We start from the raw sequence: 22,560 nt of genomic DNA, 5'->3' as shown, positions 1-22,560 counted from the left end.
CCAGTTGCTCATAAAAACATCAAAAAATAGAGCAGGAAAATATTCACCAGCAGCAGCGCCAGCCCTGTCGGGATCTGTGCCTTGATCACCGCATTGCGATCCGGCAATTCCAGCAGCGCGGCGGGCACAATGTTGAAGTTGGCCGCCATCGGCGTCATCAGTGTGCCGCAGTAGCCGGAAAACATGCCGATCGCCGCCATCACCGCCGGGTTACCACCCTGTTGTATCACCAGAATCGGGATGCCGATCCCGGCCGTCACGATCGGGAAGGCGGCAAAGGCGTTGCCCATCACCATGGTCAACAGCGCCATGCCAAGGGCATAGACCGCCACCGCCACAAACCGGTGGTTCACTGCCAGGTACTCCTGCGTCAGGTGGGAAATCGCGGTACCGACGCCTGCCGAGGTGAACAGCAGCCCGAGCGTCGCCAGGATCTGCGGCAGGATAAACGCCCAGCCAATGGAATCGAGCAGGCGGCGCGTCTCCTGTACCGATTGCAGCGCGGAATCCCGCGTCATCCGCAGCGCCATGACGAGGCCCACCACGCAGCCGACCAGCATCGAGAACAGCGTGTTGAGCGTCGGCGGGCTGCCGGCACCAAACACCGTGGCAGCCAGGCCGGGGATATTGTTGAAGGCCAGCACGCCCAGCACCGTCACCACCGGGATCGCCAGCGCAGGCAAGAACAGCCGGTTGCCGAGCCGGCGCGCGCTTTCGGTTCGCGCCTTGTCACTGCGCTGGTGGTAACTGCCGAGTCGCACCCCGCCGAACCCGGCGATCAGCGCCATCAGCACCACCACCACGCCCACGGCGATATTCAGTGTGCGCGTGCCCTCTGCCCCGCCGTAAGCCGCAGCCCAGTGGCCCGCCCAGTCCCCCAGCAGGAAGATCAGCCCATACAGCCCCCAGAACAGGGCGGTGAACACGCGTCGCGGGTTGGCGCGGTCACGCAGGGACATGATGCTGACAATCAGCAGCAAGATCCCGGCCAGCACATAAAGATAGTGTTGCTGGAACATTATTGGCCCCCTTTGCGTGACAGCGCCGCGCTGTTAAGGGTGGACGATTCACGCCGGAGTTGCCGGTCGAGCCGGTTCAGGCGGAAAGCGTGGATCAGGAAGGCGAAAACGGCGGTCGGGATGCCCCACGCCGCGATGTGCAGCGGCTCGGTCTGGATCCCGGCGGACTCCAGCATGAAGTTATGCATAAAGATGATCGCCCCGAACGCGACAAAAATATCTTCCCCAAAAAACAGGCCGACGTTGTCGGTGGCCGCCGCCATCGCCCGCAGCCGGTGGCGGGTGGCTTCCGGCAGTTCGCCGTGGCGGGCGGTGGCCGCCCCTTCGGCCATCGGTGCCAGCATCGGCCGCACCATCTGCGGGTGGCCGCCGAGGCTGGTCAGCCCCAGCGCCGCCGTCAGTTCACGCGCCAGCAGGTAGACCGTCAGCAGCCGCCCGGCGGTGGCGCGCTCGATGGTGGCGATAAACGCCTGCGCCCGCTCCTTCAGCCCGTGGCGCTCCAGCAGGCCGATCACCGCCAGCGGCAGCAGCAGGATCAGCGGCAACGTGCGGGTGCTCATAAAGCCGGCACCGAGCTTTTCCAGAATCGCGGCCACCGGCATCTGTGCCGCCAGCCCGGTAATGATGCCCGAGACAATCACCACCAGCACCGCGTTAAAGCGCAATAAAAAACCGATGACAATGGCGGCAATGCCGATCAGCGGCCATAAGTTGACAGCCTGTTGCATAGTTCCTGCTCCCAAAGAGGTCAGGCACCGGGCAGAACCCGGTGCACAAAATGCCCGGAACGGGCGAAAAAAGGGGAAAGATCAGGCGGCGCGGACGGCGATCTGCCGTTGTTCAAAACTACGGCGCAGCAGGCGGGCGAACGCCAGCGCGTGGGCACCGTCGCCATGCAAACAGACGCTGTCTGCCTGTACCGGCACCGCCTGACCGCTGCGGCTGATGACCTCGCCCCGTTCAACCATATGCAAGGTTTGCGCCAGCGCCTGTTCGTCACTCTCGATCAGCGCGTCCGGCTCACTGCGCGGCACCAGCGTGCCGTCGCTCTGGTAGCGGCGGTCAGCGAACACTTCCTGCCGGGTGGGCAGCCCGAGCCGCTGCCCGGCGCGGATCAGTTCACTGCCCGCCAGCCCCACCAGCCGCAGCGAGCCGTCCACCGCCTGCACCGCACGGGCTATCGCGTCCGCCAGCGCCGGATCTTTCGCCGCCTGGTTATAGAGCATGCCGTGCGGCTTCACATGCACCAGCGTGCCGCCCTCGGCACGGGCAATCGCCGCCAGCGCGCCGATCTGGTACAGCACCTGCGCATAGACCGTTTCCGGCGGGAGCTGCATCGCCGTGCGGCCGAAGTTTTCACGATCCGGGAAGCTCGGGTGCGCGCCGATGGCGACGCCGAACTCCTGCGCCCAGCGCACTGACTGCACCATGGTTTGCGCGTCCCCGGCGTGGAAACCGCAGGCGATATTGGCAGAGCTCACCAGTTGCAGCAGTTCACGATCGTTGGCGCAGCCTTCGCCCAAATCCGCATTTAAATCAACGGCCATGTAACCCCCGCGCGACTTGTTGCAGGAAGCGGTCCTGCTCCGCTTTGGCCAGATGGGCCTCTTCCAGCGTGCATTTCACGAAATGGATCGGCTCGCCAAGCCGGATTTGCGCCAGGTGGTAGAGATCCGCCTCAATCACGCAGGCGATGCGCGGGTAGCCGCCGGTGGTCTGCGCATCCGCCAGCAGCACAATCGGCTGGCCGTTGCCCGGCACCTGCACCACGCCCGGCAGCAAGCCGTGCGACAGCATCTCGCGGTCGGTGGTGCGCTCCAGCGCGTGGCCGTGCAGGCGGTAGCCCATGCGGTTACTCTGCGGGCTGAGCTGCCAGGGGGTGCGCCAGAACCACTCGCGCGCTTCCGGGCTGAACTCCTGATACTCCGGCCCCGGCAGGGCGCGGATGCGGTTACCAAACAGCAGTTGTTTGATGCCGGTGGCGCGCTGCGGCAGGTTCTGCGGCTCGCCCAGCGGCAGCAGATCGCCCTCCTGCAAACGCCGCCCGTGGAAGCCGCCGATGCCGGCTTTCAGGTCAGTACTGCGTGAGCCGAGCACCTCCGGCACGTTGATGCCGCCGGAGATCGCTAAATAGCTGCGCATGCCGCGTTTCGGCAGCCCGAGCACCAGCCGCTGCCCCGGCTTGACCGGGTAACGCCAGCCGGTCCAGAGCTTCTGGCCGTCGAGTTCGGCATCACACCCGGCCCCGGTCAGCGCGACCCAGCCGTCACGTAAAAATTCAGCCGTGAACTGCCCGAGGGTGATCTCAATCCCGGCGCTGTCGGGCGCGTTGCCCACCAGCATGTTCGCCAGTTGCAGCGCCGGCTGATCCAGCGCGCCGGTCTGGCTGATGCCGAGCGCGCGGAAGCCGTGGCGGCCCAGATCCTGGACGGCGGCGTACATCCCGGCGCGGATAATTTTCAGCATACGCCCTCCTGTTGCGGCACAAAGCGCACGTTGTCACCGGGGCGCAGCAGGGTGGGCGGCATCTGGTCAGGCATAAACAGCGCCTGCGGCGTCAGGCCGATCAGCTGCCAGCCGCCGGGCGAGGCCAGCGGGTAGATGCCGGTCTGCGTCCCGGCGATGCCGACGGAACCGGCCGGCACCAGCAGGCGCGGCTCGCCGCGGCGCGGGGTCGCCAGTTGCTCCGGCATCCCGCCGAAATAGGAGAAGCCCGGCAGGAAGCCGAGGAAGTAGACCACATAGTGGGCAGAAGCGTGGGCCTCGACCACCTGTTGTGGGGTCAGGCCGGTGTGGCGCGCCACCACCTCCAGATCGGGGCCGTGGGTGCCGCCGTAGATCACCGGGATGTCGATGTCCCGTGCCTCCGGCACCAGCGCCTCGCTCTCTTCCCACCAGCGTTGCAGCCGTTCGATGGCATCCAGCGCCACCGTCTGTGGTTCGGTCAGAAAAATGGTGAGGTTATTCATACCGGGCACCGCCTCGCGGACATCATCCCGGCCGCGTAACCGCTCCGCCAGCCCCCAGATCCGCTGCTGGCTTTGTAACGTGACCGGCGGCTCCAGCTCGAGAACGACAGCGCGCTCCCCCAACAGATAACAACGTGCTCGCTGCACTTCCCGCCCCTTAGATAAAGAATAATTATCAATCAAACCCGCATTGTTATGCAGTAAAGCGGGGGGCGCTGTCAACCTGCCGCCCCTCGCCCTGTCGCCGCACCTGCTAGTATCAATAGCATAAGGTTGCCCATCCTGCGCCGGTGAAGAAGCGTAAGGGCCGCCCGCCGCCTGACTTTTTTTACACGGATAAGGGAGATAGCGTGAAAAAAACTCTGAATGTCTTTTTTCCCCTCTACACCACCACCCTGCTGATGCTGCTCGGGTCCGGCCTGCTGACCACTTATGTCTCCCTGCGGCTCACGGCCATTCAGGTCAGCGGCGCGTTGATCGGGGCCATCATCGCCGCCAACTACATCGGGCTGGTGATCGGCGGCAAGGTCGGCCATGTGCTGATCGCCCGTGTCGGCCACATCCGCGCTTATGTCTCCTGCTCCGGTATTATCACGGCGGCGGTGCTCGGCCACGGCCTGACGGATCTCATCCCATTGTGGGTGGTACTGCGGCTGATTATTGGCCTCTGTATGATGTGCCAGTACATGGTGCTGGAGAGCTGGCTTAACGATCAGGCGGCCTCTGACCAGCGCGGCACGGTGTTCGGCTTCTATATGGCGGCCTCTTACCTCGGCATGGCCCTGGGCCAGGTGGTGCTGATGTTGCAGGATGGGCTGGGGATCAGCACGCTGCTGATTATCGCGCTCTGTTTTGCCCTGTGTCTGGTGCCGATTGCGCTGACCACCCGTACCCACGCCGGGCATATGTCCCCGGCCCCGATGGAGCTGAAATTTTTCATCGGAGCGATCCCGAAAATCCTGGCGATTACGCTGGTGATTGGCATGGTAGTTGGTGCGTTTTACGGCATGGCGCCGGTTTACACCAGCCAGCTGGCCCTATCGACCCGGCAGACCGGTTTGTTTATGGCACTGGCGATTTTTGCCGGGCTGATGGCGCAATTCCCCCTGAGCTGGCTCTCTGACCGCTACAACCGTACCCGGCTGATGCGCCTGTGTGCGCTGCTGCTGTCCGTTGCGGCGCTGCCGCTGGCGGTGTTGCCGCACCTGCCGTTCCCACTGCTGCTGGCCATTGGTTTTGCGGTGAGCCTGATGCAGTTTTCGCTCTACCCGCTGGTGGTGGCGCTGGCCAATGACCTGATCGCGCCGGAGCGGCGGGTATCACTTTCTGCCTGTCTGCTGATGGCGTTTGGTGTCGGGGCCTGCGTCGGGCCGCTGCTGGTGGGTGCACTGATGCAGCCGCTGGGGGCGAATATTCTCTACGCCTTCTTTGCCGTGTGTGCCGCCGGGATTGCCGCGCTGACGCGTGCTCCGAAAGCCGCCGGGGAACCGGCGCAGGCGCAGGATGCCCCGGTGCCGCATACCGCCATGCCGGACAGCCTGACCAGTTCGCCGCTCTCCCCGGCGCTGAACCCGGCCTTTGATGAACAGCTGATTCAGGAGACGATGCCCGCACCGGCGTCAGTGAATGATGACCATCTGGCAGCCGGCGAGGAAGAGACCGCGTTTCCGCCGCAGGGCGCGGACCCGGACAGCGATACCGGCCTGCAACGGGCGTTTATTTTGCTGGAGGATGACGCCACCCCTGGCGAAGTGGCGGAAGAAGAGGCCCGGAAAAAGACCGGCTGAGCCGCGTCAGGCCGGGTTATCAATATCAATAAAGGTCACGTCCAGCCCGTGTTCAGCGGCCAGCCACTCGCCGAGGGCGCGCACGCCGCCGCGTTCGGTGGCGTGGTGCCCGGCGGCAAAGAAGTGCAGCCCCATTTCGCGGGCGATGTGGATGGTCTGCTCTGAGACTTCACCGCTGATAAAGGCATCCACGCCGAACTCGGCTGCCTGCTGGATGAAGCCCTGCCCGCCGCCGCTACACCAGGCCACGCGTTTGATGGTCTCCGGCGCGCCGATGTCGCTGTGCAGCACGCTGCGGCCGAGTTGCTGCTCAATGCGCTGACGCAGTGCCTCGCCGGTGAGCGGGGTCGCCAGCTCGCCGAACGGCACCAGCGGCATCACCTCGCCCAGCACCTCAATACCGAACGCCTGCGCCAGTTGCGCGTTGTTGCCCAGCTCCGGGTGCGCGTCCAGCGGCAGGTGGTAGCCGTAGAGGTTGATGTCATGGGTCAGCAGGGTTTTCAGCCGGTTACGCTTCATGCCGCGCACCGCCACCGGCTCGTTTTTCCAGAAATAGCCGTGGTGCACCACAATCGCATCTGCCTGATGCGCTACCGCTGCATCCAGCAGCGCCTGGCTGGCGGTGACGCCGGTAACGATGCGCCGCACCTCGTCGCGCCCCTCGACCTGCAACCCGTTGGGCGCATAGTCTTTGAAGTCGTTGACGTTCAGTTTCTGGTTAATCAGGCGTTCAAGTTCGGTATTGCGCATGGTGTGTTCTCTTAATCGGTAAGTCAGCGTCACAGGGTAATGCGATCGCCCTGTTGCATAAAGATGAAGTTAACGCCGAGGCGGTTACCGGCCTCGAGCTGTTGTTTAACCTCCGCCGGGACATCCCGCCCCGCCTGTAATGCGGGTTTGATGTGGGTGACCAGCACCGGCAGGCCGCGCAGGGCCTGGTCGCCGCCGCTCAGGGCGGCGAGGTGTTCCAGCTCGCCCAGCAGCAAAGCCGGGGTCAGGTGGCCGAAAAGCCGGTTGGTGGGCTGGTCATTGGCGTAGGAACTCTCGATCAGGATGCCTTTCAGCTGGTGCGCCTGCACCAGCGGGGCGAGCACCTGCCAGGCGGCGTGCAGGTGTTTTGATTTCTCATTGGCATCGCTGCCGGTATCGCCGAAATAGGCAAACGCCTCATTGCCGCGGCTCACCAGCAACATCGACGAGGCGCTGCTGTCGTGGCTCAGCGGGTAGATTATGCCGCTGAGGCCGGTGTCACCCAGCGTGACGCGCTGCCCGGGCGGCGGCGTGTTGATGCGGTAGGTGCCGAGCCGGGTGCCGTTGCCGCTGTCACTGAAATTGGGCCAGCTTTTCCAGTTGAAGTAGTGGGTGCGCAGGGTGTTGGCGGTGTCGGTGGTGGTGTAGATCGGTTTGCGGCTGTCGTCCGGCGCGGCCAGCAGCAGCCCGGCGAGGTGGTCAAGGTGGCCGTGGCTGAGGAAGTAGGCACCAATCCGCTCGCGCAGCACATAGCCCTGCGGCGTCAGCGGCGCGGCCTTCTCCGGCGTGGCCTCCGGGAAACTGCCTTTCGCCAGCGCCTGGGTAATGCCCGGCAGCAGCGTGCCCGCATCCAACGCCAGATAGCGGCTGTTTTCACCGTTTTTAATCAAATAGGCGCTGAGGTTGCCCTCGTCCAGCCCGCCGCGTACGCCCAGCGCCACTATGTCAAAGTCGGCCGCCGCTGCCGTTGACCAGAGCGCCAGCAGCGCTGCCATTACCCGTATGCTTCTGCCCATCGCGTGCTCCATGCTGATTAGTCGGGGTCGTCAGCCTCCTGGGCGCGGGCGTGTCGCCGGGCATCCTCAAACGCCTCCAGCGTCTCCCGCCGTGCGGTGGCGTGGTCAACCTGTGGTGCCGGATAGTCTAGCACGCGCTGCTGCTCTCGGGCCCAGCGATGCGGCTGATGAATGGCACTCTCCGGCACTTCCGCCAGTTCCGGCACCCAGCGGCGGATGAAATCGCCCTGCTTGTCGTAACGCTCGCCCTGGGTGGTGGGGTTGAAGATACGGAAATAGGGCGTGGCGTCAGTGCCGGTGGAGGCCGCCCATTGCCAGCCGCCGTTGTTGGCGGCGTAGTCACCGTCGAGCAGTTGCGTCATGAAATAGCGTTCGCCCTCGCGCCAGTCGATGCGCAGATCCTTGACCAGATAACTGGCGGTGATCATCCGCAGCCGGTTGTGCATCCAGCCGGTCTGGTTCATCTGCCGCATAGCCGCGTCCACAATCGGGTAGCCGGTGCGCCCCTGCTTCCACGCCTCGAACGCCTCATCCGGCGTGTGCCACGGCACAAAGCGCGTCCAGCGGATAAACGGCTGGTGCTTGCAGAGCATCGGCCACGCCACCAGCAAATGGCGGTAAAACTCGCGCCAGAGAAGCTCATTCAGCCAGCCAAACGCCCCGCCGTCGCGCTGCTCCAGCATCCGGGGGCATTCCGCCTGCAAGCGGTTGAAACACTGGCGCGGCGAGAGTGCGCCAATCGCCAGATAAGGGGAGATCTGGCTGGTGCCGCTGAGGGCGGGCTGGTCGCGCTGACGCAGGTAGTCCGGTGCCTGTTCCCGGCAGAAGGCGCGCAGCCGCGCCAGCGCCGCCTCTTCGCCCGCCGGGAATTGCGCCTCATCCACCGCCTGTTGCGGGTAGTCGAACGGCGCCAGCGGGTGGCGCGGAACATCGCCCTGTTCGCGTGGCCGCGGTGCGGGCAGCGAGCGGGTGTCGGCAGCGGTCAGGCGGCGCAGAAAGGCATTGCGGAACGGCGTGTAAACTTTGTACATCTCGCCGTTGCCGGTGGTGACGCTGCCCGGCGGCAACAGCAGGCTGTCATCAAATGCCCGGCAAACTACCTGCCCGGCCAGCTGTTGTTCCAGCGCTGCGTCGCGCTGCTGTTCATTCAGCTCATACTGGCGGTTATAGAACAGTGTCCCGACCTGCTGTTCCCGGCAGAACGCCACCAGCCAGGCGTTGGCGGCGGCGAAATCGTCACACTGGTGGTAACAGAGTTCAATGTTTTTGGCCGCCAGCGCCGCCTGTAAATGCTGCAGCGTCTGGTGGATAAAGCTGGCCTGCCGCGGGGCCATGCTGTGGGCGGCCCACTGGCCGGGGGTGGCGATAAACAGCGCCAGCACCCGGGCAGCCGGGTCTTCGCAGGCGGCATGCAGCGCCCGGTTATCAATGGTGCGCAGGTCGTTCCTGAACCAGACCAGATGGGTGGGCATAAAAAATCCTGTGAATCATGGAAACCAGGGCGGCGCGGCCGCCGCCCCACTCAGTGGCCGTAACGCAGGCACAGCGCTTCGGGGTAAGGCTCGAAGTAGCGCTGCTGTTGCAGGTAGGCGTCGGGGAATTCCGCCATGTAGTGCTTGAGCAGCGTGATCGGGGCCAGCAGCGGCTGCACGCCCTGCCGGTAGCGGTCAATAAGCTGGGTCAGCTCCTGGCGTTGCGACGGGTTGAGCTGTTTGCGGAAGTAGCCCTGCACATGCATCAGCACGTTGGTGTGGTTGCGGCGCGTCGCCTTGTGGGCCATCAGCGCCATCAGGCGGCTGCGGTATTCAACGGCGAACGCCTCCAGCGAGTCCCATTGGTCCATCGCGGCGACAAAGCGCCCCAGTTCGCGGTACGCCGGTTGCGAGTGCGCCAGCAGCGACAGCTTATAGCGGCTGTGGAACGCCATCAGCCCGCCGCGCGTCAGCCCCTGCTTCCACAGCGCGTTGAGTTCATACAGCGTAAACACCCGCTCGACGAAGTTCTCCCGCAGCATCGGGTCGTGCAGCCGCCCATCTTCTTCTACCGGCAGCCAGGGGTAGCGTTTCATCAGCTCAGCGGTGTAGAGGCCGACGCCGCTTTTGCGCGCGTCTTTGCCGTTGGCGCTGTAAACCCGCACCCGCTCCATGCCGCAACTGGGGGATTTGGCGCAGACGATGTAGCCGCACAGGTGGCTGAGGGAGGTGACGCGCTCCGCCGAGTAGCGCTGCATCGCGTCGGTGACGTCTACTGACGCGTCATTGCTGTACCGCATCGCGATGCCTTCGTCGGCCTTGACCAGCCGCAGCGCCGGTCGCGGGGTCGGCAGGCCGATGGCCATTTCCGGGCAGACCGGCTCAAAACGCACATAGGGCGCTAACTGCTCGACGGCAAAGCCAAAACGCTTGTGGCCGCCATCGAAACGGACATTCTCACCCAACAGGCAGGCGCTGATTCCAATGGGAATTTTTTCACTCACGGCAACTCCCGGATGTTGTACATGATGAAGTAAGTGTAGAAGAAAGGTACTCAAACCGCGTACCCAGGGAGGGGTAATTTATACAAACAGGGAAAATTGTACAGGTTAGCGGGCAAAAAATTATCAGCTGCCGTGTTAAATCAAGCTATTTCCTCTTCAATATCTGTGGAAACGCTCCCGTAGCTTGCCTGCGGCTGCGCACTCGCAGTACCGCGCGGCTGGGCATGAAATACAAGTAATTTGGCTCGTCAAGCCGGCATTGCCCGCCATCAATTAACGGGCAACAAAGTAACCAGCTATTTACGCAACAGGCGCAGGCCGTTTGCCACGACAAGCAGACTTGCGCCCACGTCAGCAAACACGGCCATCCACATGGTGCCCATGCCTGCAATTGTCAAAGCCAGGAACACCGCCTTGATTCCGATCGCCATAACAATATTCTGAACCAGAACGCTGTAAGTCTGCCGGGATAGCCGGACAAAGGCAGGGATTTTCCGCAGGTCATCATCCATCAGCGCCACATCAGCGGTTTCAATTGCGGTATCGGTGCCCATAGCCCCCATAGCGAAGCCGATATCAGCACGGGCCAAAGCCGGGGCATCATTAATGCCATCCCCCACCATGCCCGTGGTGCCCTGAACAGCAAACGCCTCTATGGCGCGAAGTTTGTCTTCCGGCAACTGGTCGCCCCGGGCCTCATCGATACCGACCTGACCAGCGATCGCGCTGGCGGTATGCGCATTGTCTCCGGTGAGCATAACCGTGCTGACACCGAGGCTATGCAGTGCTTTTATTGCTGCCCGGCTGCTCTCTTTGACCGTATCAGCTACGGCAAACAGCCCGAGTACCTGCCTCTCATCACTGAGCATGACAACGGTTTTTCCCTGCGCTTCCAGCCCGGCAAGCGTCGCTTTTACAGCAGGCGGGCAGACTAACGTGTCTTCCGTCAGCCTCAGGTTTCCAAGGCGGTAGGTTTTTCCGTTGATCCCCCCTCTCACGCCGCGCCCGGGCAGGGCTTCAAAATTGTCCACGGTATACCGTTGCGTACCTTTTGCCCCGGCCGTCACGGCCTGCGAAACCGGGTGATCGGAGTAACCCGCCAGGCTGGCAGCCAGCCCGCGGCCTTCTTCTTCCGTTACTCCGGTATACATCACCACATCTGTCTGCACCGGCTTACCATGAGTAAGCGTACCGGTCTTATCGAGCGCCAGCCATTTGAGCCGGCGGCCTTCCTCCAGGTAAACACCGCCTTTAATCAGGATCCCCCTGCGGGCCGCAGACGTCAGACCGCTGACAATGGTGACCGGGGTGGAAATCACGAGCGCGCAGGGACAGGCGATAACCAGCATGACCAGCGCCTTATAAATCCATTCCTGCCAGCTCGCCCCGGCAATCAGAGGCGGAAGAACCGCAACCGCAACCGCAATGGCAAACACGACAGGCGTATAGATACGTGAAAAGCGGTCTACAAAGCGTTGCGTAGGGGCTTTCGCTCCCTGAGCCTCCTCTACGGCATGAATGATACGCGCCAGCGTGGTGTTCCCGGCAGCAGCCGTCACCCGATAGTCAAAACCGCCCGAGCCGTTAACCGTGCCGGCAAATACCGGGTCCCCTTCACCTTTTTCTACCGGCAGACTTTCCCCGGTAATGGGTGCCTGGTTAATGGAGGTGCGGCCCCGGATAACGGTGCCGTCAAGCGCAATACGCTCGCCGGGCCGGACCCTGACCACGCTGTCCAGAGAAACAGATTTTGCATCGGTTTCTTTCCAGGAGCCGTCCGGCTGCTGAACCGTAGCCGTATCCGGCGTCAGCTTCATCAGGGAGCCTATAGCATTACGGGCGCGGTCAAGAGACCTGGCCTCAATCAGCTCTGCAATCGTGAACAGCACCATCACCATGGCGGCTTCCGGCCACTGCCCGAGCGCCAAAGCACCGGTCACGGCAATACTCATCAAGGCATTGATGTTTAAGTTACCGTTACGCAGCGCTATCCAGCCTTTTTTATAGGTTGTCAGACCACAGGCGGCTACGGCAATCAGAGCCAGCGCGGCCTCCGCCCACTCCGGCATACCGCCCCAGTGCATGGCCTCAGCGGCTACCGCCGCTACGCCGGCCAGCGCCAGCGGCCACCAGGGTTTTTTCTTTTCTTCCGTTATCGCATGCCGGCCACTGCTGTCAGGCAGTTCGGGTTCAAAGCCCAGCGAGCGAATGGCAGCCAGAACCGGCTCCAGGGCATCAGGGGTATGGACTACTGTCAGCACGCGCTGCATCAGGTTAAAATCCAGCTCTTTGACTTCGGGCATGCCGTCCAGCTTTTTGCGTATCATGCCCTCTTCAACGGGGCAGTCCATCTGCATAATGCGGATGTTGGTACGTACCCCTTCAGCAGTAGTCTGCTGCGTCTGAAGCTCATCCCCGGCGGCATCTTTAGCCGACAGGTTTACCGCTTTTGTCGCGCAGCAGCCTGTACCACTGCAACAGTCAGTGGCGGCTTTGCTTTCTGGTCTGCTCCCCTTCTCCGGAATTTCTGAGCGCAGGGCGACTATGCCTTTTACAGGCGAGCTTTTACCGGATGCGGTCGTTCCACATTTACTGTTACTGCAGCAGTCACTCATGTTTTTGTCCTGTTCATCACTTATACTGGCATTAAAGACCCTGAAGTAACTACAGGGTCAAGCATGAATGAGGTGAAACATGAAAATTGGCGAGCTGGCACGGCAGGCAGGATGTCTTGTTGAAACGGTGCGTTATTACGAACGTGAAGGATTATTACAGCCAGCGATACGGGACCAGACAAATAATTACCGGCACTATGACAGCGCGCATCTGGAGCGATTAATGTTTATCAGGCGCTGCCGGACGCTCGATATGACGCATGATGAAATCCGGGTTCTGCTTCGGGCGCGCAGTCAACCTGATGCTGACTGCAGAACAGTGAATGCCCTGATAGACGAGCACCTGCGCCATGTACAGACCCGCATTTGCGAGCTGAATATGCTGGAGAAGCAACTGAACGAACTTCGGAGTCACTGCAACGCAAACCGGGCGACCCGCGACTGTGGGATCCTACGTGAGCTGGAGCAGGCAGAAGAGCTGGAGCATGTGTCGTCAGTGATGACAACAGGCCATCTTGCAGGCAGTCATTCGCATTAATGTTTTTTAAAAAAGCAGTTTCTATAACAAATCGTCTTATTGACGTCGTTTTTAACCCATTTGGTTTTTAGTCGACCATGGATACCGTCTAAGAGCAGGCAGATATCCAAGCGGAAGGCCATAAGCTGCTAAGCAAGGTTTCACCTTGGGGCGAAGGACTGGCTCACTCCGCTTCATATAGTGGTAGCTGACCACCATGCGACCATTACATACAAGGCGAAGGAATTTAACGGGCCGCCGCCTTGAAAGGCGGCGGCCATTATTTATAGGTCATGGTGAACACGCCGGTGGACTGAAATGCCCCGGCCTTGCGCGCCGTACCGTCGGTGCGCAACTCTGCGGAATAGTTGAGCACCACCGTGCCGGGCATGGACAGGCCGCTGACGGTGGAGGTGGAATACCCGTCATTGGGGCGCAGGGTATTGCTGTTTACATCGCGGATTTGTACCCCCGCCCCGGCGGCGGTGCCCTGCCCGCTGGTCAGGTCGTTAGCCAGCATGTTGCCGTCACTGCTGACGTTCACGGCGGTGAGTTTGGTGGTCACGCCGCTCACCAATGAACAGTTGCTCAGCTTGATGGTGAAATTCTTTTTCGGCACCCGGTTGCCTTCAAAATCGTTGAAATTGACGTTGCCGAAATCCACCGTATTCTCTTTCGTCCCGTTGGCTATCGCGCTGGTGCAGGTGGGGGCCGTAATATCCATAGCAAAGCTGTTTTTATTAATAGAAATCGAGACGATGTTGCTGTTATGCCCACTTCCCCCCAGGCGGTACTGTCCGAGTATAATGTCATCGCGGGGGTGCACAACGCTCTGCCCCTGGTTGCCGGTATATTCCTCCGTCTGGTAGAAATCCAGATAGATATCCCAGTCCCCGCCATCCAACGCGCTGCCCTCGCCGTCCTCGCCATCGCCGATGGCGGCGACCTGGGTATAGCTGGTGCTGCTGGGCAGATAGCCATCCGCTAAGCTGGGCTTTGGACGGAGCTTAACATGCACGCTGTAACGAATGCCGGGGATATTGGTAGGAAACAGGGCGCCTGGGTCATGCCACCGGTAGCCGGTGTTACCGGAGTTAATTATCCCCCACAGGTTTTGCCCGTCATTACCGACCTCACAGTGTGACCTGAACTCCCCGATGTACTGCGCCTTCAAATCTTTAGCCAGTAATGTGTCGTCGCTTACCCTGCCGGTGGGCGTTAAGTTCACGTAGGCGCCGTCCACCAGCACATCGCTTCGGGTAAAATAGCAATCCCGCGCCGCCCATGCTGCCGGGGTTAACAGCGGCAACAGCGCCAGCAAACAAGCCCGAGAGTTAAACCGATTCATCGCGTCTTCCTTTAGTCATAGGTCACGTCTACCCGTACCCGGCTGGTGACCAGGCCGCTGGTCACCGGCCCCATCCCCTGATAGCGCACGGTGAACAGGTAATCCTTGAGCATGTTGCCCTCGCTGGGGAACACCACGTCAGAACTGCCGTCCGTATTCAACACATTGGTGCCGTGCCGGCGGGAGAAGACCACCATCCCCACTCCCTGCGCGCCGCCGTCAGCGGGCGCGGTTTCATTGGGAAACACCTGGTTTTGCACCGGCAAGGCGTAGGGGCTGAAGGCGAAATGCAGGCCGGTTGCCCCGCCCCCGGCGTTTTCCATGCAGTCGGTCACCGTGATACGAAACGCCTTCCCGCCGCTGTTGTCAGTGGGGCTGAGCCGCGGGTTGCCGTCGCCGTCCACCAGTTCAGTGCGGTGAATAACCGGCAGCCGCACATAGCCGTTATTGTCCAGGCGGATGGTGCAGGTGTTATCCCGTATCTGCGCGGTAATGGCCAGATCCGCCGCGTTTGGGTCGGCAGCAAACGCGGCGGGCGCGTTAAGGGTCGCCAGCAGCAGCAGCCGGCACACCGAAAAGAGAGGTCGTTTCACGTCATGGCTCGCTATGCTGGTTAGCGTGAATTATTCATAGGTCACGGCAAAGGTAACGGGAATGCTGGTATCCCCCGCCACCACATCCGCAATGGTGCGCTGATAGGCGATCACCATCCGGGCGTTCATGCTCACCGAGGCCCCGCCGCCGGAAATTCTCACATTTTGTGGCGGCAGGGTGTTGCACGCCAGGGCGGTGCCGTCGCCCGCGTCCCCTTTCCACAACTCAACCGCCACCGCTGTCGCCGTGCCGGTGCCGCTGAACGACGGGCCATCGGCACCTGGGCCGGAGCAGCCGGAACCGGCGCTCGGTTTGGCGGTATAGTTCGCTTTCACCACGCCGCTGCACCCGCTGAAGACCAGTTTGAACGGCTCCACCCGGCTATTGGCCGACAGATCGGATTTATACACGTCGCCGAAGTTAAGCTCGCTGATGGCTGTACCTGCGCCGTTCTGGATCTGTGCGGTGCAGGTGCCGGCCTCAATCACCGATTCAAACGTCATTTTGACGTTGTCGGTGCCCGCCAGGGCGGGCGCGGCGAGCCCCAGGCAGAAGATCCCGGCGCTGACGAGTATGCTGATGTTTTTCATAGTCTCTCCCGTGACATTATTCATAAGTAAACGCGAAGGTCGCCATCGCGCTGAATTGGCCGGTGGTCGCCCTATTGGCTTGCGTTTCCGTCAGGCGGGCCGTGAGGTTAACCTTTTTGTCCTGTTTGATTTCAGCATCAGTCCAGACCAGGCGTTCCCCGTCATTGAGGGAGTTGATTGTGAAGGGTTTATCCGGGGCGCTGGTGCGGGCGATGCTCACGCCGACATAGTCTGCGCCGCCTTCACCGACCGCAACGTTATTCCTGATGGCGGTGGCAAGGTAACCACTTGCGGCACCATTCACCGAGGTTTTCAGGCTTTTCAGGCTGCCGGGGCACCCCACAATATCCAGCGTAAAGGTGGCGGCGGCATCCGTATTTCCCGCGATCAATTTATCCAGCCCTACTTTGCCGCCGGGGCCGATTTTCAGGGTGTTATTCAGGCCGTCGCCGGTACCGCCGGTGATTTTCATCTCACAGGTGGTCTCCATGATATTGGCCTTGAACACCACCTCCACATCCTGGGCCTGGGCCAGGCCGCCGGTCACCAACAGCGCCAGCGGCACCGCCCGGCACGCTCTGTGTATTTTCTTCATTATCCTCGTTCCTGTTTTCTGATTGCTCTTACCGTGCAGACTCACCCAGCAGGTTATTTCGCCGTGGCGGTATGGCCTGCTTCCCTTGCACTTTTTGTTTCCATTACGCAGGGCTGCTCGCCGAGCGAGAGGCTGCCTGCCACCACCGGCGTGGCGGCTGAAAGCTGGTAATTCACCCGGCAGCGCTGGTCAGCCCCGCTGCCCCAGGCCACCTGCAATACGCCGCTGTCCGGGATGCCGCGCACAAACGCCTGCCCCGCCTGCCCGACCACGCCCACGGAGCGGCCATTAAGCAGCACGTCCGCCGCCAGCGGGATGAAGCCCCGATCGGTACGCGTCAGGGCCAGCAGCACCGAGCGCTCATCGTTGGTTTCAAAATTGACTTTCACCACCGCGCCGCCCGCCGGAATGGCGAGGGTACTGGTGTTTTTGATCTCCACATCCCGCGTCAGGGTGCCGATGTCCAGCGCGATGGTGTTTTCGCGGTAGGCGCTCAGGCCGGTGTTCACCGCGTAACCGTCGCTATTGATGCGCCCCATCGAGGCCACCCCGGCCCCTTCCGCGCCGCTGGCATGCACCAGCGCCAGGGTTTCGTTGTCGTTGATGCCGGCCGGGGCCAGCGTCAGGCCATCGCCGTGCAGCACCATGCCGCCGCTGTAGCTCAGGGAGTATTGGCGGTCTGCCTCGTCGCTTACTGACGCGGAGGCACTCAGCGGGCCATAGGCGCTGTTGTAGGTGCCGTACCCGCTGATGTCCGCCAGGGATTGCTCATCGGTGCGGTTGTAACTGGTGCTGACGCTGTAGTTGAAGCGGTTATCCTCACTGTTGCCGTTGGCCGAGAGGCTGGCGTTGCTGCTGCCGTCGCGGTTGAGGGTCATCCCGGCATTGAGCGTGGAGAACCCGCCCGGCGCTTTGCCGCTGGGGCTGAAGTTCTCCAGCGGCAGGGTCAGGTTGAGGTAGACGCTGTCATCTTTGACGCCCAGCTCGTCATAGGTGCGTTGCACGGAAATGCTGTAGCTGCCCCAGCGGAAGCTATTGCTGTAACCGGCGGAGAATTGTGAGGTCGGCTCATCTTTCACCCCCCAGTAATCCTCCCAGCTGCCCGTCAGGTAGAGCGAGCCGTAATCGGTGTCGTTGATGCGCACCGGCTGGCTGATGTTGAGCTGGATCTGGTTTTTCATCCGCTGGTATTGGTTGTAGTCCCCGTTCACTTCGGTGTCGCCGTGCAGGGAGGCGGCATCCGAGAGGGTCATATAGTGTTCGGTGGAAAAGCGGTAGGCCGCGAAGTTAAACGAGGTGTCCGTGCTGCTGAGGGTTTTGTTGTACGACAGGCGGTAACTCTGCCCCTGCAACGTTTCGTCAGCCACCTCCGGGTCACGCAGGTAGGAGTGGGTCACGTCAAAGGCGATCGCCCCGAAGCGGGTGTTCATCGCCACGCCCAGCAGGCCGGAAGCGTAGCCGATGTCCAGGTATTCCACCCCGGCATAGCCGGTGAAGGTGTTATTGAAGCCGTAGTAGCCGTTGGCGATCATCACCCACGGGCGCGCTGACAGGTCATCGCCATTGTACTGGCCGAGGCCGATATCCCAGCGGGACGCGCCCGGCCGCAGCATCTGGGTCACGGAGGCGCAAGGGATCGAGAAGCTGTTTTTGCTGCCGTCCGCCTCTTCGACGGTGACGTCCAGATCCTGCCCGTAGCTGGCGGTGGAGAGATCGGTAATTTCAAACGCGCCGGGCGGCACGGTGGTTTCATACACCTTGTTGCCGTCCTGCATGACGGTGACTTTGGCGTTGGTGCGGGCGACCCCGCGCACCACCGGGGTAAAGCTGGAGAGGCCGCGCGGCTGCATCCGGTCATCGTTATAGAGCCGGATGCCGCGCAGGCTCACCGCGCCAAAGGTGTCGCCGCGGGTGTAGGCATCGCCCACCAGAAATTGCGCTTTCAGGCTGGGGATGTCCCGTTGCAGGTAGATGTCGTGGCTGTCGTAGTCGGTGCCGCTGTCGCTGTCCCAGTCCAGGTTGCCCCGGGCGCGGAAACGCCACGCCCCGAGGTTGCCGCCGAAACGCAACCCGGCATAAGCGGATTCACTGCGGTCATTCTCATTCACGCTCTGGTAGGCGTTCAGATCGTAAGAGAGCATCGCCGCCGGGATGCCGTAATCCCACAGCGCCGGGTCGATATAGCCCGCCGGTTGTTGCAGCACGTAAATCTGCGGCAGGCTGACGTCCAGCACCTGGGCGGAAGGGTCGTAAATCAGCTGCGCGGTGCTGTAGTAGCGTGTGAGGTCAAGGCAGCGCTGCTCCAGCGGCTCGGCGCTGTTTTCCGCCTCCAGCGCCGGCAGCAGGTCGTCAGTTTGGATGCCCAGCTGCATCAGCTGGCGCAACGTCAGGCAGGGCGTGGCGACCGGGGTGCCGTTCTCCAGAAACGTCACATCCCCGGTCATTTTAGGCACGTTATTAAGCTGGAGAGTGACTGGGTAAGTGCCCGGCAACACGGGGTTCCCACGCGCAAAGCGGCTCAGTTCGACCGGTGACCCGGTGTTGTAAAGAAACTGCTCATTGAACTCCACATCGGCCGCCGCCTGGCTATTCCTGACACTCACCAGGCAGACCACCCAGACGCCGGCAGAGAAGAGGCGGGAGAATTTTTTTGCTGACACGGTGACACCCATCCTTGCCTGAAAATGTCCCCTGATGCGGGGCGTTACAGCGGGCTTTCGTATTGGTTTAACCCGCCGAAATCATTGATGGTGCTGAATTTCACCACGCCTTTGCCGGGCGCTGACAACCCCTTCACCGGGGCGGTGAGGGTGGAGAACGGCGCCACCTGCGCCAGATCAAGCGGGTATTTTTTGCCGTTCTGCACAAAGTCGCCGCTGTGCAGCACCACGTAGTAAGGCGAGTCATTACGGATGGTGGCCGCCACGTTGCCGCCCTGTTCACCCCATGACCATTTGAGGCCGCCGGCGGCCGCCGCGGCACTCCCCTTCAGCCCGTCGGGGCGGAAAAAGAGCTTGATGCGGGTACGGAAGGCGAGTTGCAGCAGGCTCTGTTTCTCATCTGCGTTGGGTTTCGGCGGCACTTCCAGCACGTTGAACCAGTAGAGCGTTTCCCTGTCCTGCGCGACCGGCTGCCCCAGGTAGGTGATGCGCACCGTCTGCCCTTTGCCCGGATCGAGGCGTGACACCGGCGGCGTCAGGATGAACGGCAATTTCAGCGTCTGTGGGTTTGCGTCCTCGCGGCCATCATCCAGCCAGACCTGCGCCAGCAGCGGGTTTACGCCCTTATTGATCAGGTTAACCGTGACATTTTTCGCCGACTGGGCATACACAACCCGGGTGCTGGACAACACAATATCGGCCTGTGCGCTGTAGCTTGCCGACAGGGTAGCGGCAAACAGGGCCGCCATGGCGGCCGGGGTGGGAGTAGAAGAAAACATAAAAGTCCCGCGAATGGATGATGAACATCCCCGCCGCCCGGCGGGCGGCGGGGCCAACCGGTTATGGCTTATTCATAACTCATGGTGAAGGTGGTGTTGCTGGTCACTTTCCCGGAGACGATATCGTTGGTGCCCGCGACCCAGTCAGCGCTGGGCACGTAGGAAACCATAAAGGCCAATGAGCCTTCACCGCCCGTGATGGCGGCCACTTGCGTGGCGGCGTCCGGCGTACCGACTTTCACCTGGGTCTGGTCTTCCTCGGTGTTATTGAACAGCGCCAGGCTGACGTTTTGCGCCGCGCCCGCGACGCTTGGGTCCGCTTTCAGCGTGCCGTTGGTCAGCTCCGCGAACTGCTGGGAGGTAAAGGTGGCGCTGGCTTTGGTCGTATCTGTCGGGCAGTCAGTGAGTTTCAGTTCAAACTCTTTCGCGCCCACGCCGCGGGTATCCAGCGTGGCGGCCGCAACATCTGCTTTTTTCACCACCGGCAGGCTGATGGTGATGTTGTTCGCCTCGACGCCGTTGTTGGTGGTGATTTTGCAGGTGGTATCGGTGACGGCACCGTCGAAAGTGATCAGGCCCACATCCGTATCCGCGTAGGCCGTCGCAGACGTAATAGCCAGTGCCAGCGCGGAAATAACGAGTCTATTTATTTTCATATCTACATCCGTTTTAAAAAGGAGAAGTGAATAGCCAGAGAGAAAAAACGCAGGTTTTTTCCCCATTCCAATTTCCGGATCAATATGGTTTTTAATAGATAGGAGGGCAATCAATTACTGCTTAATCATTTATTAAATATTGCTTAAATATCATATAGTTACTGTACCACATAACACAGTTATCGCGCATTGCTTTTCTGTTTTTTTCAGGCTCACCCCTTATTCCCGTCTCTTTTCTGCACGCCTGAAACCGGGCGTTTTTACTTTTTTTTTACACCCCGCTCCCGCCTTTTTTCATCTTCTTTGCCCCCTGCGCTTTAGGCTGCTCCTGTCCCACATTGGAAAATATTCCCTTTTTTTACAGGAGAGAAACATGAGTGTCGGCGTAATCGCGGGTGCGGTACTGGTGCTGTTGCTGCTGGTCTACCTGATTTATGCCCTGCTGCGGGCGGAGGCATTTTGATGGCGGCTCAGGGCGCAGGATTGATTGCCGGTTTTATGCTGGTGTTGCTGCTGCTGGCGCGGCCGCTCGGCAGCGGGCTGGCACGGCTGATTGAGGGCACGCCGCGGCCGGGGCTGCGGCGGCTGGAAAACGGCGTGTGGCGGCTGGCCGGTATCCGGCCGGAGGAGATGGGCTGGGTGCAGTACCTGCTGGCGCTGGTGGGCTTTAACCTGCTGGGGCTGGTGCTGCTGCTGGCACTGCTGCTCGGGCAGGGCGCGCTGCCGCTGAACCCGCAACAGTTGCCGGGGCTGCCGTGGGATCTGGCGCTGAACACCGCCGTCAGCTTTGTTACCAATACCAACTGGCAGGCGTACAGCGGCGAAAGCACGCTGAGCTACTTCAGCCAGATGGCCGGGCTGGGGGTGCAGAACTTTCTGTCTGCCGCGACCGGCATCGCCGTGGCGTTTGCGCTGATCCGGGCGTTTGCCCGCCCCGCCGCCGCCACGCTCGGCAATGCGTGGGTTGACCTCACGCGCATCACCCTTTACGTGCTGCTGCCGCTGTCGCTGCTGATGGCGCTGTTTCTGGTAAGCCAGGGCGTGTTGCAGAACCTCGCCCCTTACCAGCATGTCGCCACGCTGGAGGGCGGCGCGCAACTGCTGCCGATGGGGCCGGTGGCCTCGCAGGAAGCGATCAAAATGCTCGGCACCAACGGCGGCGGCTTCTTTGGGGCCAACTCCGCCCACCCGTTTGAGAACCCGACCGCGCTGAGCAACCTGGTGCAGATGCTGGCGATTTTCCTGATCCCGTGCGCGCTCTGCTTCGCCTTTGGCGAGGCGGTGGGTGACCGCCGCCAGGGCAATGCGCTGGTGTGGGCGATGTCGCTGATTTTCGTGGTCTGCGTGGTGGTGGTGATGTACGCCGAGCTGGCCGGTAACCCACACTTTACCGCGCTGGGCGCGGACAGCAGCGCCAACATGGAGGGGAAAGAGACGCGCTTCGGCATTCTCGCCTCGTCGCTGTTCGCGGTGGTGACTACCGCCGCCTCCTGCGGCGCGGTCAATGCGATGCATGACTCCTTTACCGCGCTGGGCGGGCTGGTGCCGATGTGGCTGATGCAGATTGGCGAGGTGGTGTTCGGCGGCGTCGGCTCCGGCCTCTACGGCATGCTGCTGTTTGTGCTGCTCACGGTGTTTATCGCCGGGCTGATGATTGGCCGCACGCCGGAGTACCTCGGCAAGAAGATCGACGTGCGTGAGATGAAGATGACCGCGCTGGCGATTCTGGTCACCCCGGCGCTGGTGCTGCTCGGCACTGCGCTGGCGCTGGTCACCGAAAGCGGCCGGGCGGGCATCCTCAACCCCGGCGCGCACGGCTTCAGCGAAGTGCTCTACGCCCTGTCGTCCGCCGCCAATAACAACGGCAGCGCCTTTGCCGGGCTGAGCGTCAACACGCCGTTCTATAACCTGCTGCTGGCGGTGGCGATGTTCCTTGGCCGCTTCGGCGTGATCCTGCCGGTGATGGCGATCGCCGGGTCGCTGGTGGCGAAAAAACGCCAGCCGGCCGGGCCGGGCACCCTGCCCACCGCCGGGCCGCTGTTTATCGGCCTGCTGGTCGGCACCGTGCTGCTGGTCGGCGCGCTGACCTTTATCCCTGCCCTGGCGCTTGGCCCGGTGGCGGAACACCTGCTTATGATAACGGCCCCGCTGCACGCGGCGGCCCACTGAGAACGGCGGAGAACTGACGC

Annotated in this window: 21 protein-coding genes; 4 read left to right on the top strand and 17 right to left on the bottom strand. The window is 61.9% G+C overall.

Translation table 11 applies throughout. From position 1 onward, the window contains the following. Positions 1–8: 8 nt before the first annotated feature. The 5 genes from CYR55_RS08890 to pxpB form a co-directional block, all read right to left on the bottom strand. Positions 9–1,022, bottom strand: a complete 1,014-nt coding sequence (locus CYR55_RS08890; RefSeq protein WP_101815777.1) for a DUF979 domain-containing protein — start codon at positions 1,020–1,022, stop codon at positions 9–11. Further along, on the bottom strand, positions 1,019–1,747 hold the full coding sequence (locus CYR55_RS08885) for a DUF969 domain-containing protein (RefSeq protein WP_101815776.1): 729 nt from the start codon (positions 1,745–1,747) through the stop codon (positions 1,019–1,021). The genes CYR55_RS08890 and CYR55_RS08885 overlap by 4 nt, the downstream gene beginning before the upstream one ends. Before the next feature lie 81 nt (positions 1,748–1,828). After that, positions 1,829–2,566 (bottom strand): 5-oxoprolinase subunit PxpA, encoded by a 738-nt coding sequence (gene pxpA, locus CYR55_RS08880; protein ID WP_101815775.1) that lies wholly within the window; start codon positions 2,564–2,566, stop codon positions 1,829–1,831. Next, complete coding sequence (gene pxpC, locus CYR55_RS08875) at positions 2,556–3,485, bottom strand: 5-oxoprolinase subunit PxpC (RefSeq protein WP_101815774.1); 930 nt, start codon at positions 3,483–3,485, stop codon at positions 2,556–2,558. The genes pxpA and pxpC overlap by 11 nt, the downstream gene beginning before the upstream one ends. After that, entirely contained in the window at positions 3,479–4,135 is a 657-nt protein-coding gene (pxpB, locus tag CYR55_RS08870; protein WP_101815773.1) for a 5-oxoprolinase subunit PxpB, read from the bottom strand. The genes pxpC and pxpB overlap by 7 nt, the downstream gene beginning before the upstream one ends. A gap of 203 nt (positions 4,136–4,338) precedes the next feature. Between pxpB and CYR55_RS08865 the strand changes: the two genes are divergently transcribed. Then, the gene (locus tag CYR55_RS08865) at positions 4,339–5,775 is read left to right on the top strand and encodes an MFS transporter (protein WP_101815772.1); all 1,437 of its coding nucleotides are present in this window, start codon (positions 4,339–4,341) and stop codon (positions 5,773–5,775) included. A gap of 6 nt (positions 5,776–5,781) precedes the next feature. Here CYR55_RS08865 and CYR55_RS08860 read toward each other — a convergent pair whose 3' ends face one another. The 5 genes from CYR55_RS08860 to CYR55_RS08840 form a co-directional block, all read right to left on the bottom strand. Continuing rightward, positions 5,782–6,525: a type 2 GTP cyclohydrolase I gene (locus CYR55_RS08860; protein WP_101815771.1), complete on the bottom strand. Its 744-nt coding sequence runs from the start codon at positions 6,523–6,525 to the stop codon at positions 5,782–5,784. Positions 6,526–6,554: 29 nt separating this feature from the next. Beyond that, on the bottom strand, positions 6,555–7,541 hold the full coding sequence (locus tag CYR55_RS08855; RefSeq protein WP_101815797.1) for an MBL fold metallo-hydrolase: 987 nt from the start codon (positions 7,539–7,541) through the stop codon (positions 6,555–6,557). Between the two features lie 17 nt (positions 7,542–7,558). Then, positions 7,559–9,013 carry a deoxyribodipyrimidine photo-lyase gene (gene phrB / locus CYR55_RS08850; protein ID WP_101815770.1) on the bottom strand — a complete coding sequence of 485 codons (1,455 nt, stop codon included), beginning with the start codon at positions 9,011–9,013 and terminating at the stop codon, positions 7,559–7,561. 50 nt (positions 9,014–9,063) lie between these two features. Next, positions 9,064–10,017, bottom strand: coding sequence for a YbgA family protein (locus CYR55_RS08845; protein ID WP_101815769.1), 954 nt, complete (start codon positions 10,015–10,017; stop codon positions 9,064–9,066). 296 nt (positions 10,018–10,313) lie between these two features. Next, a complete protein-coding gene (locus CYR55_RS08840; RefSeq protein WP_101815768.1) occupies positions 10,314–12,632 on the bottom strand; it encodes a heavy metal translocating P-type ATPase in 2,319 nt (772 codons plus the stop codon). A gap of 79 nt (positions 12,633–12,711) precedes the next feature. Between CYR55_RS08840 and cadR the strand changes: the two genes are divergently transcribed. Then, positions 12,712–13,170: a Cd(II)/Pb(II)-responsive transcriptional regulator gene (cadR, locus tag CYR55_RS08835; protein ID WP_101815767.1), complete on the top strand. Its 459-nt coding sequence runs from the start codon at positions 12,712–12,714 to the stop codon at positions 13,168–13,170. Positions 13,171–13,429: 259 nt separating this feature from the next. Here cadR and CYR55_RS08830 read toward each other — a convergent pair whose 3' ends face one another. The 7 genes from CYR55_RS08830 to CYR55_RS08800 all read right to left on the bottom strand — a co-directional run bounded on the left by CYR55_RS08830 (position 13,430) and on the right by CYR55_RS08800 (position 20,371). After that, positions 13,430–14,497, bottom strand: a complete 1,068-nt coding sequence (locus CYR55_RS08830) for a fimbrial protein (RefSeq protein ID WP_101815766.1) — start codon at positions 14,495–14,497, stop codon at positions 13,430–13,432. Between the two features lie 11 nt (positions 14,498–14,508). Further along, a complete protein-coding gene (locus CYR55_RS08825; RefSeq protein WP_165699555.1) occupies positions 14,509–15,090 on the bottom strand; it encodes a fimbrial-like protein in 582 nt (193 codons plus the stop codon). Positions 15,091–15,120: 30 nt separating this feature from the next. Continuing rightward, complete coding sequence (locus CYR55_RS08820; RefSeq protein ID WP_101815764.1) at positions 15,121–15,681, bottom strand: fimbrial protein; 561 nt, start codon at positions 15,679–15,681, stop codon at positions 15,121–15,123. Between the two features lie 16 nt (positions 15,682–15,697). After that, complete coding sequence (locus tag CYR55_RS08815; RefSeq protein ID WP_101815763.1) at positions 15,698–16,276, bottom strand: fimbrial protein; 579 nt, start codon at positions 16,274–16,276, stop codon at positions 15,698–15,700. A 53-nt stretch (positions 16,277–16,329) separates the two neighbouring features. Continuing rightward, positions 16,330–18,936 (bottom strand): outer membrane usher protein, encoded by a 2,607-nt coding sequence (locus tag CYR55_RS08810; protein ID WP_165699554.1) that lies wholly within the window; start codon positions 18,934–18,936, stop codon positions 16,330–16,332. A gap of 44 nt (positions 18,937–18,980) precedes the next feature. Continuing rightward, the gene (locus CYR55_RS08805; protein ID WP_101815761.1) at positions 18,981–19,715 is read right to left on the bottom strand and encodes a fimbrial chaperone; all 735 of its coding nucleotides are present in this window, start codon (positions 19,713–19,715) and stop codon (positions 18,981–18,983) included. A gap of 68 nt (positions 19,716–19,783) precedes the next feature. Beyond that, positions 19,784–20,371, bottom strand: coding sequence for a fimbrial protein (locus CYR55_RS08800; RefSeq protein ID WP_165699553.1), 588 nt, complete (start codon positions 20,369–20,371; stop codon positions 19,784–19,786). 373 nt (positions 20,372–20,744) lie between these two features. Here CYR55_RS08800 and kdpF point away from each other — a divergent pair, with 373 nt between their 5' ends. Then, complete coding sequence (kdpF, locus tag CYR55_RS08795; protein ID WP_101815760.1) at positions 20,745–20,834, top strand: K(+)-transporting ATPase subunit F; 90 nt, start codon at positions 20,745–20,747, stop codon at positions 20,832–20,834. Continuing rightward, positions 20,834–22,540 carry a potassium-transporting ATPase subunit KdpA gene (gene kdpA, locus CYR55_RS08790; RefSeq protein ID WP_101815759.1) on the top strand — a complete coding sequence of 569 codons (1,707 nt, stop codon included), beginning with the start codon at positions 20,834–20,836 and terminating at the stop codon, positions 22,538–22,540. Before kdpF ends, kdpA begins: the two co-directional genes overlap by 1 nt. Positions 22,541–22,560: the final 20 nt, after the last annotated feature.

The organism is Chimaeribacter californicus (assembly GCF_002858675.1).
GTDB classification, from domain to species: Bacteria; Pseudomonadota; Gammaproteobacteria; order Enterobacterales; family Enterobacteriaceae; genus Chimaeribacter; species Chimaeribacter californicus.
Note: the sequence above shows the minus strand (reverse complement) of the source record. Positions and strands in the feature narration are given on the sequence as shown.